Below are 15,597 nucleotides of genomic sequence, written 5' to 3' on the forward strand. Positions count from 1 at the left end.
ATCCTTCCACCGCCATCATCAAATGAGACCTTGGCAAACCGGGGGCGTCCATGTATGGGGTCAGGCCTCGGTGTTTTTTGTTCATGGTAGAACATCAACGCCCAACAGCTTGATTTTTAAGGAGAAGATCTGGGAGGTGCCAGGGCTTGTCTATGAACCCGGTGCCTGACCCCGGGGTTGGGGTGGATCAAGACGAAAAAAAACCCGCGTTCTGGCAGGATCGCGGGTCAAACGGAAAACCGATTCAATAGGAGTATGGTACGGAGTTGGTGCCGGGAAATCCTCCGAGCTTTGTCGGGGAATTGTCGTGAATTTGTAGCAACGGAAGTTGTCTATTCGAATACGGCCGAGATGAGCAGCGGACCGTCTTCGGTCACCACCCGGCCCGTGGCGGGCCAGTCGGCAAAGCGGTAGGCGACCACGCGGAAGGTGCTGCCGCCGTCGTTGTCGGCAAAGGCCGAGCCTTCGTTCACGGGTAGTGTGCTGTCGCGCTCGCCCACGCGGACGTGGACGGTCGGGTCGATACCCTTGCGCGGGTAGACGAAACGCACCCCGGCGCATTTCTTGCCGCTCACGATCGACGGGTGCACGTAGCGCTCGTAAGCCAGCGCCTGCTCGCAGGCGGCGCGCAGGTCGGCCGCTTCGTAGACGCCGTCTGCGCGCGTGACGATCGAGATGCGCTGGCGGAACTGGTACTGCGCCACGTTGTGGTTCAGGGTCAGCTCGGCGTTCTCGTCATACGCCGCCTTGAGCAGCGGGAACACGGTGCGCCCGGCCGCATCCAGCGGCAGGTTCAGCTGGGTGCTCTTGCCGTTCAGGGTCAGCTTCAGGCCCTCGGTCGGGGCCGTCTTGTCCTTGGGGATGACCTGGTAGGTGCTCTGCAGGAACTGCTTGGGCTTGCCGTATTTCTCGAACACGACCATGGCCCGGTAGGCGTCCCGGTAGGACACCCAGTCGCCCTCGCGCGCCTGGGCTGTGGCGGACCCTGCCGCCAGCAGCATCGCGCACAACAGCGATATGTGTCCCGAAAAACGCATGTCCCTCTACTGCTCCAATCAGAATCGATATGCCAGTGCCGTCGAGACGGACACGTTGGCCGGCCGCTCCACCAGCGGGCTCCGCTTGGCGTCGCCCTGCAGGCGCGCCACCTGGACCTGCGAGGTGAGCATCCACGACGGGGTGAACATCCAGTTCCAGCGCACGCTCGCGTGCACGTCGCGCAGCCCGCCGCCCGGATGCCACTCGGCATTCAGGCTGTTGCGCGACTCTTCGGCCGTCACCCCGAAATAAGTTGTGTTGTACTGCCGGTTCACAAGAGTGAACCCGACCGCGGCTGCAATCCGGTGGTGCTCGGCGGCATCCGTGGCCACGCGCTGCAGGTCCAGCGTGTAGCGCAGGCCGTTACGGTCCCGGCCGGAGCCAACCAGCACGGTGTTGGCCAGCCGCACTTGCGGCGCCAGGTAGTAGTTGAAGAAGCCGCCCGCCTCCACGCGCCGGTCGATGTCGTGCATGCCGTACAGGCGGCTGGCGCCCAATGGCACGCCGACCGGAACCGTACCCGGAATCAGCCCCGAGCTGCCCGCCGTGGTCACGTGGCCGACGCCGGCGTCGCGCCCGGACTGGGTGCGCCCCGGATACAGCGACAGCAGCGGCCCGTACTCGGCCACCGGCCCGTCCGACAGGTGCCAGCCGGCCGTCATGCCGCTCAGGAAGATCCCGTTGCTGAATTCGAACTGCACCACCGGCAGGACCGAGGTTTTCCGCTCGCTGGCCCCATCCCAGCGCGGGGCCGAGACGGCCCCCAGCCCGACATACATGTCGCGGCTGCCATCAGGCATCGGGTTGATGGTCGGCGTCTGGGCGGCGGCAGCGCCACTCAGACCGGCCAGCAGGAGAACGGAATACTTGAGCATGTTTCGCTAGCAAAGAGTTCGGGGGCAGACTGCCATTCTACCGGCATCGCCCCCTCCCTTTCTAAAAAGCATGAGGCGGTGCCGGGCACCACCCCGCGACGCGGCCGTTCACAGCAGCGTGGTGATGGTGCGGAAATTGACCGGATCGTCGGTCCGCGGCACCTGGACCAGGTAGGCCGGCGTCGCCACCGTGGCGGCGCACAGCACCGTCGGACCCGGCTCCGTCTTGATGACATTCACATTCAGCGCCTTACCGACCCGCTCCACGTGGGAGATCGCCACGCCCGAGCACGACATCCCGCTGCCGTGGAAGGCGGCCAGCACCATGTTCTGGGAGAAGTCGATCTTCGGCATGTCGGCGCCCGGGCTGTGGATCGCCCACATGGCCGAGAAGGTCGCCTCGTCGCGGATCACCACGTTCTGCTCCTTGGTGATGCCCGAATTCTTCGTGCTGTCCACCACGCTGAACTTGACCTGCTCCGGCGCCACGTTGACGAACTCCACGGCACCATCGGTGCGGTCGACGATGGCCAGCGCGGCCGGCGAGGACAGGGCTTCGGTGCACACGGCAAAGGTCATCAGGTCGACGCCGTTGTAGTCCACGCGCAGCTGGCGGCCCTCGGCGGTGACCTTGGTGATGGCCGCATACCGGCAACCTCGGTCCTGCAGGCCGAGGAACACGCCGACCACCATCTGGCGGGTGAAGTCGACCTTCGGCAGGTTCAGGTCCGGACGGCGGCTGCCGTAGTGCTCAGCCAGCAGGGCCGTCAGGGCGGCCTCATCCTTGACCACGACGGTGCGCGGCTTGGCGATGGCGGAATAGCCGTCCAGCAGCAGGGGCTCGAAGCCGTCGCCCGGCGGCTGCGCCTTGACCAGGCTGGTCTTCTCGACCTTGTGGGTGGCGCCCAGGCCGAGGTCAGCCTTGTCCAGGTTTTTCAGCAGCCCGTCGAACAATTCGCGGGATGCCTTGTCCTTGCACTCGGTGCGCGGGCCGGCGATGCTGTCCGACTGGGTGCACAGCACGTCCTGCGGGGTGCTGCCGTACAGGGTGAAGGCGTAGGAATTGTCGGCGCAGTTGCCGGCGCGGTCCCACAGCACATGGGTGTTGTCGATCACGTACAGGTCGCTGCGCACACCGGCGCAGGCCGCGTTCTGGACGGCGGCCGTGAAGTCGGCCAGGACGATCGGCTTGCTGCCCGGCGCCGGCTCGCCCGGCGCGAACTGCTGGCTGCTGCCGCTCGTCACGGTCGTGGTCACGCCGCCTGCCCCGCCCCCGCCGCACGCCGCGAGCAGGATGGCGGCGCTCACAGGCGCCACACGCAACAATTTGCCAAACAGTGTCATGGTGAAAGTCCTCACAAAGTTGTTCCCTCAATGCCGATCCATCATAGGGATATAACTTCATGCAATCCGCCCCCACTTGTAAGGCTTTTGTCGGAATTTTGTAATATTGATGAGTTCAGCGCGCGCTGGCTCCATTACAATCGCTGCTTTCCAGAAACACAATTCCACGGCAAGCATGCACTTCGGGCCAAAACACCGTCGCAACCGCGCCGCCACCTCAGGCAGAGTGGCGTGAATCGGCTGTTTTTCCGGTTTTTTGTGCTGGTGATGCTGTCCATCACCGCGGCGACCTTCGTGATCTACTTCGCGATCAGCCGCCTGTTCGGTGATCCGCTGGAGGACATCGCCCGCCGCCAGGCCGCCGCCCAGATCTTCGTGCTCGAGCAATACGTGGACCAGGCCCCGGCCGACGAGTGGCTGCCGCGCCTGAACAAGGTGCGGGAAGTGTCCGACGTGCACTTCGAGATCATCCCGCTGGCCACCGCCCGCGCCGCCCTGCCCGCCTCCCGCCGGGCGCAGCTGGACCGCGGCGAGGTCGTCATCGATCCCGTCGCGCGCGCCTTCTACCGCCGCGTGGACACCAAGGGCAACCGCTACGTCGGCAGTGACGAGGAGGCCATCCTGGCCCAGGATTTGCCGATCGACATAGGCTTCGCGCTGAAAATGGAAGTGGTGCGCTATGTGATCGTGGCGCTGGCCCTGCTGATCCCGATTGCGCTGTGGTCGCGCGCGCATTGGAAGGCGCTGCAATCGCTGTCGCGCGTGGCGGATGACTTCGGCAGCGGCAACCTGTCCGCCCGCGCCCACCTGCACCGGCGCGACGCGGTCTACCCGCTGGCGGAACGCATTAACCACATGGCCGACCGCATTCAGGGGCTGATGGAGGCCCAGCGCAATCTCCTGCATTCGGTCTCGCACGAGGTCCGTACCCCGATCGCGCGGCTGGAATTCGCCTTGGAACTACTGCGCGACGCCGCCGGCAACCCGGCCCTGGACAAGCGCATCACCGCCATGGAAGGCGACCTCAACGAGCTCAAGGACCTGGTCAACGAGCTGCTCAGCATGAGCAAGCTGGACGCAAAACAGGAGCTGCACACCGAGCCGGTGGAGGTCAACGACATGCTGCGCAGCCTGGTCGATGGGCTCACCCCACCGCCTGAGCAGATGTCGCAAAACATATCACCCGCGCTGGGTGATATCGAATGCGACAGACGCCTGCTGTGCCGTGCCATCGACAACCTGCTGCGCAACGCCGTCAAGTACTCGAACGGGCACGTCGCCCTGTCCGCGCAACGGGCAGGCCAGCAGCTGGAGATCGTGGTGGAAGACAATGGCCCCGGCATCCCGGAAGAGGAACGCGAGAAGATTTTCGAGCCGTTCTACCGGCTGGACCGCAGCCGCGACCGGGCCACCGGCGGCTTCGGCCTGGGCCTCTCGATCGCGCAGAAAGCCGTGCGCCTGCACGGCGGCACGCTGCACATCGAAACGTCGGAAAGCCTGGGCGGCGCCCGCATGGTGGTGCGCCTGCCAGCGAAGGACTAATCAGGAAGGCTTGACGCGAACAGCGTCAGATCACATGCCGCACCGCGTACCACAGATGTTCCCACCAGTGGTCGCGCGAGTGCACGGTCGGCAGGCAGCGCGTGTCCACCTGGGTCGGGAACGCCGGGTCCTTGCACATGCTCTTCTCCATCGCGAAGCGCTCATTCTCGGCATGCACGAGGGCGAAGCAGAGCCAGAACACGACGCCCATCAGGATGACCACCAGCGTCCACGCGACCTGGTTCACACGCGTGGTGTCGTACAGGTTCTCCTCATTGGGGAGAGACCCGCCGTACGCCTTCATCATCCCATGTTCTTTGGTGTCGCTCATCTGGCTCCTCGGTGATTATTTTTTCTCGGCCTTGATCTTGGTGACGATGCTGTCCAGCGTCTGCGCGGTCATCTTCATCAGCACCGGCTCGCGCTGCTCGCGGTTGGCGTTGCCCACCACCGACGGCGACGTCATATAGCGGCCATCGATGATGATGGTCGGCGCCGTCTCGACCTTGTAGTTGTCCACGATCCGGTTCAGCTGCTTCAGTTTAGTTTGGACCGTGAACGAATTCCAGTACTCGCGGAACTTGGCCTGGTCGATGCCGTTGGCGGCGACCCACTTGAAGATCGCCTGCTCATCCATGTCCAGACGGATGTGCTGCTTGTGGATCGCGTCGAACACGCGCTGCGCATATTCCTCGGCCTTGCCCATCGCTTCCAGCGTCAGGTGCAGGTGCGCGCCGGGATCGTTCGGGCCGCCGTACGGGAAGTGCACGCGCTTCAGCACGATGTTATTGGCCTGCTTCTTGGCGAAAACTTCCAGCTCCGGCTCCAGCGCGGCGCAGTGCGGGCAGCGGTACATGAAGAACTCGATCACCTCGACCTTCTTGTCGGCCGTGGCCGTCGGTTGCGGCCGGGCGATGGCGACGTAGTCGACGCCGAGTTTCGGGTCGGTCGGCGAGGCAAAGGCGGTGGCGGCCAGCATGCCGGCGGCTGCAAGGGCGAGGCGCAGAGAACGCATAGTGATCCTTCTGAGAAGATGAACGAAATTCGAACGACGGGAGATTACCACTTTTCCGCTTATGATCGAATTAAGCCGTCATATCCGCCAAGACTTTTTCGATTGCTTACGCGGTGTAACGCCATGTGACTGGCTTGGTCAACGGCGCTTCTGGCGGGCCTGCTCCAGCTGTTCGCACACGGCGCGGGTGGCATCGGCGATGCGCGGCGTGGCGCGGGTCAGGTGCTCGCCTTCGGACGAAAACAGGTTATTGCGCTGGACGGCGGTGAGGGTTTTGAACTGCTTCCAGCCGTTCAGCTCAGAACCGAACATGACCTCGGGGTTGGCCTGCAGGACGGCTTCGGTGCTCACTTCCGGCGCCAATACACGCAGGCCGGCAAAGACATTCACACCGCCGCACACGCGCAGGGCGTCGCTGGCAATGTGCTTGCCGTTGAGGGTGTAGACCGGCTTGTCCCAGACCTGGTAGAAGACTTTCACAGGCGGGCGCTGGGCGTATTTGGCGCGCAGGTCCGCGAGTTGCGCGCGGTAGCTGTGCGCGGCCTGCGCAGCTTGCGCGGCGGTGCCGGTCAGCTGGCCGAGGCGTTCCAGGTTGGTGGCGACGTCCTCCAGCGAGCGGGGTTCGCTGTAGAAGATGGGGATGCCGAGGCGGGTCAACTGCTCCAGCTGGCGCGCGGTGTTCCCGCTTTGCCAGACCACCAACAGCTCGGGCTTCAGGGCGAGCACGCGTTCGAGGTCGATCTGGCTGTTGGAACCGATCAGGGGAATGTTCTTGGCCGCTTCCGGGTAGTCGCTGAAGTTCATGGCGCCGACCACGCGGTCACCGGCACCGGCGGCGAACAGCAGCTCGGTGATGTGGGGGGCGAAGGCGATCACGCGCTGGGCGGCGCGCGGAAGGGTGACGGTGCGGCCGGCGTCGTCCGTGACGGTGACGGCGGCCTGCGCGGCGCTGGCGAGCGCGCCGGCAATGATGAATGCGGAAAGCTTCATGTCAGGTCTCGAGATTGATGAAGATGCGGCGGCGGTCGTCACCGCGGCGGTCGGTACCGCGGCGGTCGTCACCGCGGGTGTCGCCAGGGCGGCCGCCGTCATCACGCGGGTCGCCGAGCCGAGTCTCAGCGCCATATTGCACGGTGCCGATGGGGTGGCCGAGGCATTCGGTGAGCAGTGCGGGCACCAGGACCTCGTCGGCGGAACCGGCGCGCCAGCTTCCGTCACCCATCAGCAGCAGCGCATGCGTGGCGGCGCTTGCGGCGAGGTTGAGGTCATGTCCGACCATGATGACGCACTTGCCTTGCTCGCGCGCCAGGCGTGAGAGCAGGCGCATGACCGCGACCTGGTGCGCGAGATCGAGCGCGGTCGCCGGTTCATCAAGCAGCATGAGCGGCGTGTCCTGTGCCAGCAGTGCCGCGATGGCGACCCGCTGGCGCTCACCGCCGGAGAGCGTGCGCACGTCGCGCTGGGCGAGGTCCAGCACGTCCATCTGGCGCAGGGCGTCGTGGGCGATGCGGTGGTCGTCGGTGTCTTCCCAGTAGCTGTTGGCGTGGTAGGGGTGGCGTGCCATCAGCACGGTGTCGATGACGCGGTAGGAGAAGGCATCGTTGCGCGACTGCGCGAGGAAGGCGCGCTCGCGGGCCAGCGCGGGGAGCGGCCAGTCGCGCAGCGGCTTGTCTTGCAGGAGGATGTCGCCAGCTTGCGGCGTGCCGACGCCGGCTAGCGCGCGCAGCAGCGTGCTCTTGCCCGCGCCATTGCGGCCGATGATGCACCAGCACTCCCCGGCGCGGACGGACCAGTCGAGGCCCCGCACCAGCGTGCGATCCGCATCGTGCCGCCCCGCCCCGCCCGCGCTCAGCGCCAACCCGCGCACAGCAAGAAGTGCGCGCCCGGGCGACGCGTCAGTATGCGGCGCTTGCACGGCGGCGGGAGCGGGATCGCGGGAGTCTTCGCGGCGGTTCATGGGCGGCGGACCCGGAGCTGGTGGAGCTGCAGAAGAAAGACGGGGACACCGACCAGCGACGTGACCACGCCAACTGGCAGCTGCTGCGGCGCGAGCACGGTGCGTGCCAAAGTGTCGGCCAGCACCAGGAACGCGCCGCCCGCCAGTGCGGACGCCGGCAGCAGCACCCGATGGTCCGGCCCGAACGCATAGCGGCAGGCGTGCGGCACGATCAATCCGACGAAGCCGATCGCCCCCGCCGTGGTGACCGCCGTCGCCGCCAGCAGCCCCGAACACACAAACAAGGTCCGCCGCAGCCCACCGACATTGACGCCCAGCGTCACCGCCGCATCGGCATGCAGCGCCATCACATTGAGCGCCCTTGCCTGCGAGCGCACCAGCGCCAGCACCACCACCAGCGCAATCCACGGCAACCACCGCCACCCCGTGGCCGACAGGTCGCCAATCATCCAGAACACCATCCCCCGCAACCGCGACTCCGGCGCGATGGACAAAATCAGCGTCACCACCGCCATGCAGGCCGACGACAGGATCACCCCCGTCAGCAGCAGCGTCGACGAATCCCCCGCGACCTCCCGCTGCAAGTGCCCGGACAAATCCCGCCGCGCAAAAAGATACAGCAGCAGCGAGATGCCAACCGCGCCCGCCAGCGCCGCCGCATCCACGATCCACAGCGCCGCGCCCAGCAGCAGCGCCACCAGCGCGCCGACGGCGGCCCCACTGGAGACTCCCAGCACAAACGGATCGGCCAACGGATTACGCAGCAGCGACTGCATCATCACCCCCGCCAGCGACAGCCCCGCCCCGACCGCAAACGCACTCCCGGCACGCCCCAGCCGCAGATCGAGCAGAGTCGCCGTCATGCTTCCCGCCTGCCCGGACAAGACGTCGCTGAGCGCCGCCGGGAGCTCAGCCCACGGCAGCGCCACCGAACCCACGAGCACAGACCCCAGCAGCACCAGCAGCGCGCACGCCGCCAGCACCATCAGGATCAGACGCTGGCGCTGCACGCCAGCCATGGGTTCGAGGACCATCGACAAAACAGACCTTACTTGAAGTCGTACCGCAGCGAGACCTTCAGCTGCCGCCCATCGCTCGGGTAAATACCGCCACGGCAGGAGAAGGCATTCGAATAGTACTTCTTGTCCGCCAGGTTCTGCCCCGACACCGCGAACTCCCACGCGCCAAAGGTGCGTGCATAACGCGCATCGAAGGTGGTGAACGACGGAATGCGCGCGCTGCAGCTGTTCTTGAAGTCGTCGCCGTAACGCTGGCTATCCACCCACTGCGCCCCAAAGTCCGCCGTCTGCCCATCCCCTGGCACCCACGCCAGGCGCGCGGTGACCACGTTCTTCGGCACCAGCACCATCTCGCGGCCCGCGTTGACGCCTTCGCGGAAGGTCGCTTTCACATGCTGTGCGTGCCCGCTGACGCGCCACGCCTGCGCCACCTGCATCTCGCCATCGAACTCCACGCCCTGGCGGCGCGTCGGATCGAGGTTGGTGTTGGTCCCGAAATTGAGCGTCGGATCAAAGAAGATCTCGTTCTCCAGGTTGTGGCGGAACACGCGCGCCGTCACCTGCGCATTGCTGTCGCCCACCGTAGCGCCGATCTCGATGTCATGCGAGGTCTGGATCTTCAGCACCTGCACCGACGAGCGGAAGCTGTTCTCGTCCGCGTTCGGCACACGGTAGCTCTGGCCGAACTTCGCATACACCTCGGCGTTCGCCAGGACCGGATAACTGCCCTGCAGCTCCCACGCGTTCTGCGACTGGCCGCTCGATTCCGGCTTGGGCAACGAGAAGCTGAGCGGGTCCGAGAAGTCCTTGTCGAAGGTCTCGTGGCGCGCGCCCGCGGAGACGCGCGCCCCGCCTGCGAGACGCAACTCGTCGCGCACATAGACCGCCTTCGAGGTCTGGGTCGCATCCGCCTTCGAGAAGTCCGACTCCGTCTTGCGGTTCCAGCGAATCCAGTCGATACCGGCCACCAGTTCGTTCTGCATACCCTGCAGCGGCGACACGTAGCGCAAGCGCGGCGAGAACTGGTTCTGGCGGCTGTCGTACGCCGCGTTGGACGCGAACGGTCCCGAACCGAAGTCGAAGAAGTAGGTCGACTTGACCGTCTTCTCGCGGTGCGACAGCTCGGCCGCCAGTTCCAGCTGGCCGATGTGGTGCTCGATGAACGCCGTCTGGCGGTCCGCATCCAGCGAGCCATGATCGTTCAAGGTGAAGCTCTTGCGCGGATCGGCCTCGAACTGCGCCTGGGTCAGCGACCCCGGAAGGCGCGAATCCGAACGCGCCGAATCGATGCGCAGGCCAAAGCGCCCACCGTTATAGGCCCACTGCGCGCCGCCACTGAAGGCGTTCTGCTGGAAGTGGTTGTTCTGGCGGTAGTTATCGGTGCCCTGGTGCGCCACCGACGCATCCAGCGCAAACCCATCCCAGCTCTTGGCTGCGGACACGCGCAGGTCGCGCGACTTGAACTGCCCCAGCTCAGCGAACACCGAACCCCGCTGCGCGTTGGTCGTCGGTTTCTTCGTCACGATCTGGATCACGCCACCGGTGGCGCCTTCGCCAAACAGCACGCTCGCGCCGCCGCGAATGATCTCGATGCGCTCCACGGTCTCGATGGGAATGGTCGACAGCACCGCGCCGCCCAGTTCATTTTCGGACAGGCGCACGCCATCCAGCATCACGACCACGTTCTCGGAGCTGTTGGAGCCAAAGCCGCGCAGGTCCAGCGCGAAGTCCGGCGAACCATCGAGGCTCTGGCGGCCGTACACGCCGCCGATCTTGCGAATGGCCTGGTTGACGTTGGCCGCGCCGGCGCGGCGGATTTCATCGGCGGTGATGACGGTGGCGCCGACGCCCGGCTGGTCCGGGAAGCGCGAGGCGCTCACCGTGACCGATGCGACGGTGGCTCCCGATGCGGCGGAGGTGAGGTCCTGGGCGTGCAGCGCGGGGGCGGCGAAAGCAAAGGACAAGGCAGTGGCGAGCAGCGACAGGCGCGGCAAAGCGGTAGAGCTCATGGTGTTGTTGTGGTCTCGATCAAGGCCCGATGCCTGCGTCCCCGCAGGCCGTTGGGCGGTACGAATGGCGCGCCTCATGGATGCACCACTCCCCTGTCCTGGCCGGTATCCGGGCTCCAAGCGAGCCGGCTTCACCTTCCTGATCGTGACGGTCAGTGGTCGTGGAAGCGGCCTGCTGCAAAGTCTGAACGACATCTTTGCAGCGCTTGTTTACCGTTGCGGGGGCAGCACACGTTGGCCTTGGCGCGCAGCGCGTCGGCATCGTGTTTCCCGTTTAACTGCAGATGTGAGAACACCTGCGGGCACCAGAACGGGCGACATTATACCTGACCAAAAAAGCATTAGCCTTTTGCTACTGCCTTGGCTATAGTGGCCGCACCTTTCAATAAGTACAAGAGGAGTCCGACCCCATGGCCGTTCGTAAGTCCCTCATCAGGAGCCTCGCCCTTGCGGCGGGTGTCCTGTGTACCGCGGGGCTGCTGGCGCAAAACGCCGCCGTCACCGTCACGCCCATCCCCCAGCCGGCCACCGACACCGGCATCCCGTTCGCGGTCCCGCACACCGGCGCCGTGAGCACGCCGAGCGCACCGGACGCGTGGGGCGGCATCCGCAGCGACAGCGCACCGACGCTGTCGGACCGCGTGGTGCAGTACGAGATCGAGGCCAAGCTCGATCCGGACAAGCACACTATCGAGGGCAAGCAGAAACTCACGTGGCGCAACCGCAGCCAGGAGCCGGTGCGCAGCGTCTACCTGCACCTGTACCTGAATGCGTTCGAGGGCGAGGGCAGCACCTGGCAGAGCGAACTCCGTCATTCCGGCAAGAGCTTCCGCAGCGGCGTAGCGATCAAGGAAGGCGAATGGGGCCACCAGGAACTGCGCTCAGTGACCCAGGGCGGCGCCAAGGTCGAGTGGTCTTTCGTGCATCCGGACGGCGGCCCGGCCACCGACCACACCGTGGTCAAGCTCGACCTGCCGGCACCCGTGGCAGCGGGCGCCTCGACCACCCTGGACATCGCTTTCTTCGACCAGCTCCCGCGCGTGATGGCGCGCACCGGCTACTTCGGCAGCTTCCATCTGGTCGGACAGTGGTTCCCCAAGATCGGCGTGCTGGAACTGCCGGGCGAGCGTGGCGCCACTGCGGTGCGCTGGAACGTGCACGAGTTCCACAAGGACTCCGAGTTCTACGCGGACTTCGGCAGCTACGACGTGCGCATCACCGCGCCCAAGACCTACACCATCGGCGCCACAGGCGAGCTGCAAGGCGCACCGGTGGAAGCGAACGGCCTGCTGACCCACCGCTACGTGCAGCACGACGTGCACGATTTCGCGTGGACCGCGGACAAGCGCACCGCCAAGCCCATGGTCTCCACCTGGACCGGCGCGGGCAGCCCCGAGGTGAAAGTCACCGTCCTGTACCCGCCCGAATTCGAGGCCAGCGCCGCCCCGGCCATGAAGGCCGCCAAGGATTCGCTGACCTACTTCTCCAACACGCTCGGCCCCTATCCGTACAAGACGCTGACAGTGGTGATCCCGCCGCACAACGCGGGTGAAGCGGGCGGCATGGAGTACCCGACCTTCATCACGGCCGAGGGCTTCGACAAAGTCGAGCCGGGCACGGTGGCACAGTATGCGCTGGACTTCGTGACCATCCACGAATTCGGCCATGGCTACTTCTACGGCATCCTCGCCTCGAATGAATTCGAGGAGCCGATGCTGGACGAAGGCCTGAACGACTACTGGGACAACCGCATGGCCCGCGCGGCCAACATGACGGTCGGCCTGAGCACGCCCTTCCTCAAGAAGATCGGCTTTGCGCCCACCATGAAACCGTTCGACATCGAACGCGCCGGCACTCCGCGCGACGAACCGGCCGACAACGTGGGCGACAACGCCTACGAACGCCTGCAGGGCATGAACCCGATCTACTCCCGCACCGCCACCACCATGCGCGACCTGGAAGCGCGCATCGGCAAGGATGCGCTGGAGCGCGGCTTCAAGGAGTACTACCGCCGCTGGAAGTTCCGCCACCCGAGCGTGGCCGACCTGCGCGAAGCGCTGGCGGAAGGCACCGGACAGCGCGCCGTCGTCGAGCAGGTGTTCGCGAACCAGATCTACAAGACCTCCAAGATCGACGATCGCGTGGCCAAGCTGACCAGCGAGGAAGAGCTGCCGCTGACCGGCACCCGCGTGGGCAAGGACGGCAAGTGGGTCGAGGACAAGCAGGAGGATGTCGACAAGAAGGTCGAGGAAGTCCGCAAGGCCTGGGACAAGGCCCATCCGGATGCCAAGCCGGGTACCGGCCCTTACCCGTACCGCACCACGGTCACGCTGCGCCGCTACGGCGCGCCGGTGCCGCAGACGGTGCTGGTCAAGTTCGCGGATGGCAGCAGTGAAAAAGTGGTGTGGAACGACGACCGCGCGTGGGCCAAGTTCACCTGGGTGAAGCCCGCCAAGGCCGTGTCGGCGGAGCTGGACCCGGACCGCCTGCACTACCTGGACGTCAGCAAGCTCGATGACAGCCACACCATGAAGGCCGACACCAGTGCCTCGCGCCGCTGGGGCAGCGAATTCGCCGCCATCATCCAGCTTCTCTTCTCCTTCATCGCCACGGTGTGACCATGAGCTACGACCAAACGACCGACACCACGCCCGCGCAAGCCGCACTGCCACCCGAGCCGGCACCGCAGCCTGCCGAGGCTCCCCTTTCCGCAGCTGCCAGCGGACCGGCCGCCGCGCCGCGCCAGGCGAAGCACGTGACCACCGTCGCGCGTCCACGCCGCCGCTTCGCCCTGCGCTTCGGCGCCACGGCGGGCGCCATGAAGGCCGCCCTGCAATGGCGCCTGCTGGTGCTGTGGGTGGCGCTGATGCTGATCCCGACCGCCATCGCCGCAGTCCCGTTCTGGACCACGCTGAAAGGCGCCTTCGACAACTCGGTGCACGCCTCCGAACTGGCCGCGCGCCTGGACGCCATCGCCATCGCCGACCTGCAGATCGCCTTCAAGGCGCAGAACGGCATGATCACCACGTCGATGATCCTGGCGCTGATCGTGACCTTCCTGCTCTCCCCTCTGCTCTCCGGCATGGTGGCCACGGCCACCCGCGCACCGCAGCCGCTGCGCTGGCGCGAGCTGGTGGCCGGTGGCCTGCAACAGTATCCGCGCATGTTCTACATGCTGCTGTGGGCTTTGATCCCGATGGGGATCGCCATGGCGCTGTACGGCATCGCCAGCGGTGCGGCCGAGGAGATCAATGACAAGGCCATCACCCCGGCCGACGCGGCGGGCGCCTCGCGCTTTGCGATGGTGGTGTTCGTGCTGGCGGTGGCCTTCTTCCACACCACCGTGGAAGGCGGGCGCGCCGTGCTGGCCCTGGACCGCCGCCGCGTCTCGCCCTTCAAGGCGTGGTGGGATGGGCTCAAGCTGGTGCTGCGCCAGCCGGTGGCGGCCATTGGCAGCTGGGTGATCATCACCGCCGCGGCGCTGTTGATCGTGGGGCTGCTCGGCGTGGCCCGCCTGAACGCGAATGGCGCCGGCGCGGGCGCCTTCTGGCTGGCCATGCTGCTCACGCAGGTGATCGCCCTGGTCATCGCCTGGATGCGCTGCGCGCGCATGTACGCGCTGGTGGAGCTGGCGCGGCCTTGATAAAGCGGCGCGGCGCGCGCATAGTAGTCTCCAAGTACTCAAGGAGCCTGCCATGTCCGCGCCGCCCTCTGCCAAACTTCCGACTTATTTCGTCTCCCACGGAGGCGGTCCCTGGCCGTACATGAAGGAGCAGTACGGCCACACGTACGACAAGCTGGAAGCGTCCCTCGTCGACATCCCGCGCCAGATCGGCGGCAAGCCGAAGGCGGTGCTGGTGGTCAGCGGGCATTGGGAGGAGCAGGAGTTCACCGTGTCCTCCGGCGCCGCACCGGTGATGATCTACGACTACGGCGGCTTCCCGGCGCACACTTACCAGGTCAAGTACCCGGCGCCGGGCGACCCCGAGCTGGCCGCACGCGTGGCCGAACTGCTGGCCGCCGCCGGGCACACCGCGGAGCTGGACCCGCACCGCGGCTTCGACCACGGCACCTTCTCGATGCTCGCGCCCGTGTTTCCGGATGCTGACGTGCCTGTGGTGCAGCTGTCGATGAAGCACGGCTTCAACGCCATGACCCACATCGAAGCCGGGCGCGCCCTGGCGCCGCTGCGCGACGAAGGCGTGCTGATTCTGGGGAGCGGCCTGTCGTACCACAACCTGCGCATGTTCGGCGCGGTGGGCCGCACGCCCTCGCACGAATTCGACGCCTGGCTCAATCACACCTTGCGCGAGCTGCCCCCGGACGAGCGGCTGGAGGCCCTGCTGCACTGGGGCGACGCCCCCTCCGCGCGCATGGCGCACCCGCGCGAAGACCATCTGGTGCCGCTATTCGTGGTGCTGGGCGCGGCCGAGCAAGAAGCGGCGGCCTGCGTCTATCACGAGGACGAATTCTTCGGCAATCTCGCCGTCTCCTCATTCCGCTTCGGCGCCCCAGCCGTGGCAGACGCCGCGCCCGCCCCGCAGCTCACGGCCGAGCCTGAGCCCAGCGCCAAGTAGCACGCCGCGCTACCCCCGTCCCGCCCCTTCCTGCCCCGCCCGCCTGCCCCACCCCCGACCGGGGTCAGGCGTGCCCCTCATAGACGAGCCCTGGCACCACCCTCATTTTTCTTTTCAAAATCAGCAGCTTACGCGTTAATGTTCTGATACCGTTTGAAAAATGCGGGGCCTGACCCCGTACATGGACGCCCCCGGTTTGCCAAGGTCTCATTTGATGATGG

The 15,597-nt window shown here is 66.1% G+C and carries 13 protein-coding genes and 1 riboswitch; of the genes, 4 read left to right on the top strand and 9 right to left on the bottom strand.

The genetic code is table 11. From position 1 onward, the window contains the following. Positions 1-332: 332 nt before the first annotated feature. The 3 genes from E4L96_RS18695 to E4L96_RS18705 form a co-directional block, all read right to left on the bottom strand. Positions 333-1,037 (bottom strand): hypothetical protein, encoded by a 705-nt coding sequence (locus tag E4L96_RS18695; protein ID WP_135208725.1) that lies wholly within the window; start codon positions 1,035-1,037, stop codon positions 333-335. Positions 1,038-1,055: 18 nt separating this feature from the next. Continuing rightward, a complete protein-coding gene (locus E4L96_RS18700) occupies positions 1,056-1,913 on the bottom strand; it encodes a MipA/OmpV family protein (protein WP_135208726.1) in 858 nt (285 codons plus the stop codon). A gap of 108 nt (positions 1,914-2,021) precedes the next feature. Continuing rightward, a complete protein-coding gene (locus E4L96_RS18705; protein WP_135208727.1) occupies positions 2,022-3,257 on the bottom strand; it encodes a hypothetical protein in 1,236 nt (411 codons plus the stop codon). Between the two features lie 231 nt (positions 3,258-3,488). On the opposite strand from E4L96_RS18705, the gene E4L96_RS18710 reads away from it, so the two are divergent. Continuing rightward, a complete protein-coding gene (locus tag E4L96_RS18710) occupies positions 3,489-4,799 on the top strand; it encodes an ATP-binding protein (RefSeq protein WP_135208728.1) in 1,311 nt (436 codons plus the stop codon). 25 nt (positions 4,800-4,824) lie between these two features. On the opposite strand, the gene E4L96_RS18715 is transcribed toward E4L96_RS18710, so the two are convergent. The 6 genes from E4L96_RS18715 to E4L96_RS18740 form a co-directional block, all read right to left on the bottom strand. Continuing rightward, on the bottom strand, positions 4,825-5,130 hold the full coding sequence (locus E4L96_RS18715; protein WP_135208729.1) for a hypothetical protein: 306 nt from the start codon (positions 5,128-5,130) through the stop codon (positions 4,825-4,827). Between the two features lie 15 nt (positions 5,131-5,145). Beyond that, entirely contained in the window at positions 5,146-5,814 is a 669-nt protein-coding gene (locus tag E4L96_RS18720) for a thiol:disulfide interchange protein DsbA/DsbL (RefSeq protein ID WP_135208730.1), read from the bottom strand. Positions 5,815-5,952: 138 nt separating this feature from the next. Next, entirely contained in the window at positions 5,953-6,804 is an 852-nt protein-coding gene (locus tag E4L96_RS18725; RefSeq protein WP_135208731.1) for a cobalamin-binding protein, read from the bottom strand. A 1-nt stretch (position 6,805) separates the two neighbouring features. After that, positions 6,806-7,771 carry an ABC transporter ATP-binding protein gene (locus tag E4L96_RS18730; protein WP_135208732.1) on the bottom strand — a complete coding sequence of 322 codons (966 nt, stop codon included), beginning with the start codon at positions 7,769-7,771 and terminating at the stop codon, positions 6,806-6,808. After that, positions 7,768-8,805 (bottom strand): FecCD family ABC transporter permease, encoded by a 1,038-nt coding sequence (locus E4L96_RS18735; RefSeq protein WP_135208733.1) that lies wholly within the window; start codon positions 8,803-8,805, stop codon positions 7,768-7,770. Before E4L96_RS18735 ends, E4L96_RS18730 begins: the two co-directional genes overlap by 4 nt. A gap of 14 nt (positions 8,806-8,819) precedes the next feature. Then, positions 8,820-10,799, bottom strand: coding sequence for a TonB-dependent receptor family protein (locus E4L96_RS18740; protein ID WP_135208734.1), 1,980 nt, complete (start codon positions 10,797-10,799; stop codon positions 8,820-8,822). Positions 10,800-10,882: 83 nt separating this feature from the next. Then, positions 10,883-11,124: riboswitch (cobalamin riboswitch) on the bottom strand. Between the two features lie 85 nt (positions 11,125-11,209). Here E4L96_RS18740 and E4L96_RS18745 point away from each other — a divergent pair. The 3 genes from E4L96_RS18745 to E4L96_RS18755 are packed head-to-tail and all read left to right on the top strand — an operon-like array spanning position 11,210 to position 15,376. Continuing rightward, a complete protein-coding gene (locus E4L96_RS18745) occupies positions 11,210-13,417 on the top strand; it encodes a M1 family metallopeptidase (RefSeq protein WP_135208735.1) in 2,208 nt (735 codons plus the stop codon). Between the two features lie 2 nt (positions 13,418-13,419). Then, complete coding sequence (locus E4L96_RS18750; protein ID WP_135208736.1) at positions 13,420-14,442, top strand: hypothetical protein; 1,023 nt, start codon at positions 13,420-13,422, stop codon at positions 14,440-14,442. A gap of 52 nt (positions 14,443-14,494) precedes the next feature. After that, the gene (locus tag E4L96_RS18755; protein WP_135208737.1) at positions 14,495-15,376 is read left to right on the top strand and encodes a DODA-type extradiol aromatic ring-opening family dioxygenase; all 882 of its coding nucleotides are present in this window, start codon (positions 14,495-14,497) and stop codon (positions 15,374-15,376) included. Positions 15,377-15,597 lie beyond the last annotated feature (221 nt).

It is taken from the genome of Zemynaea arenosa (genome assembly GCF_004614185.1).
Classification (GTDB): Bacteria; Pseudomonadota; Gammaproteobacteria; order Burkholderiales; family Burkholderiaceae_D; genus Telluria; species Telluria arenosa.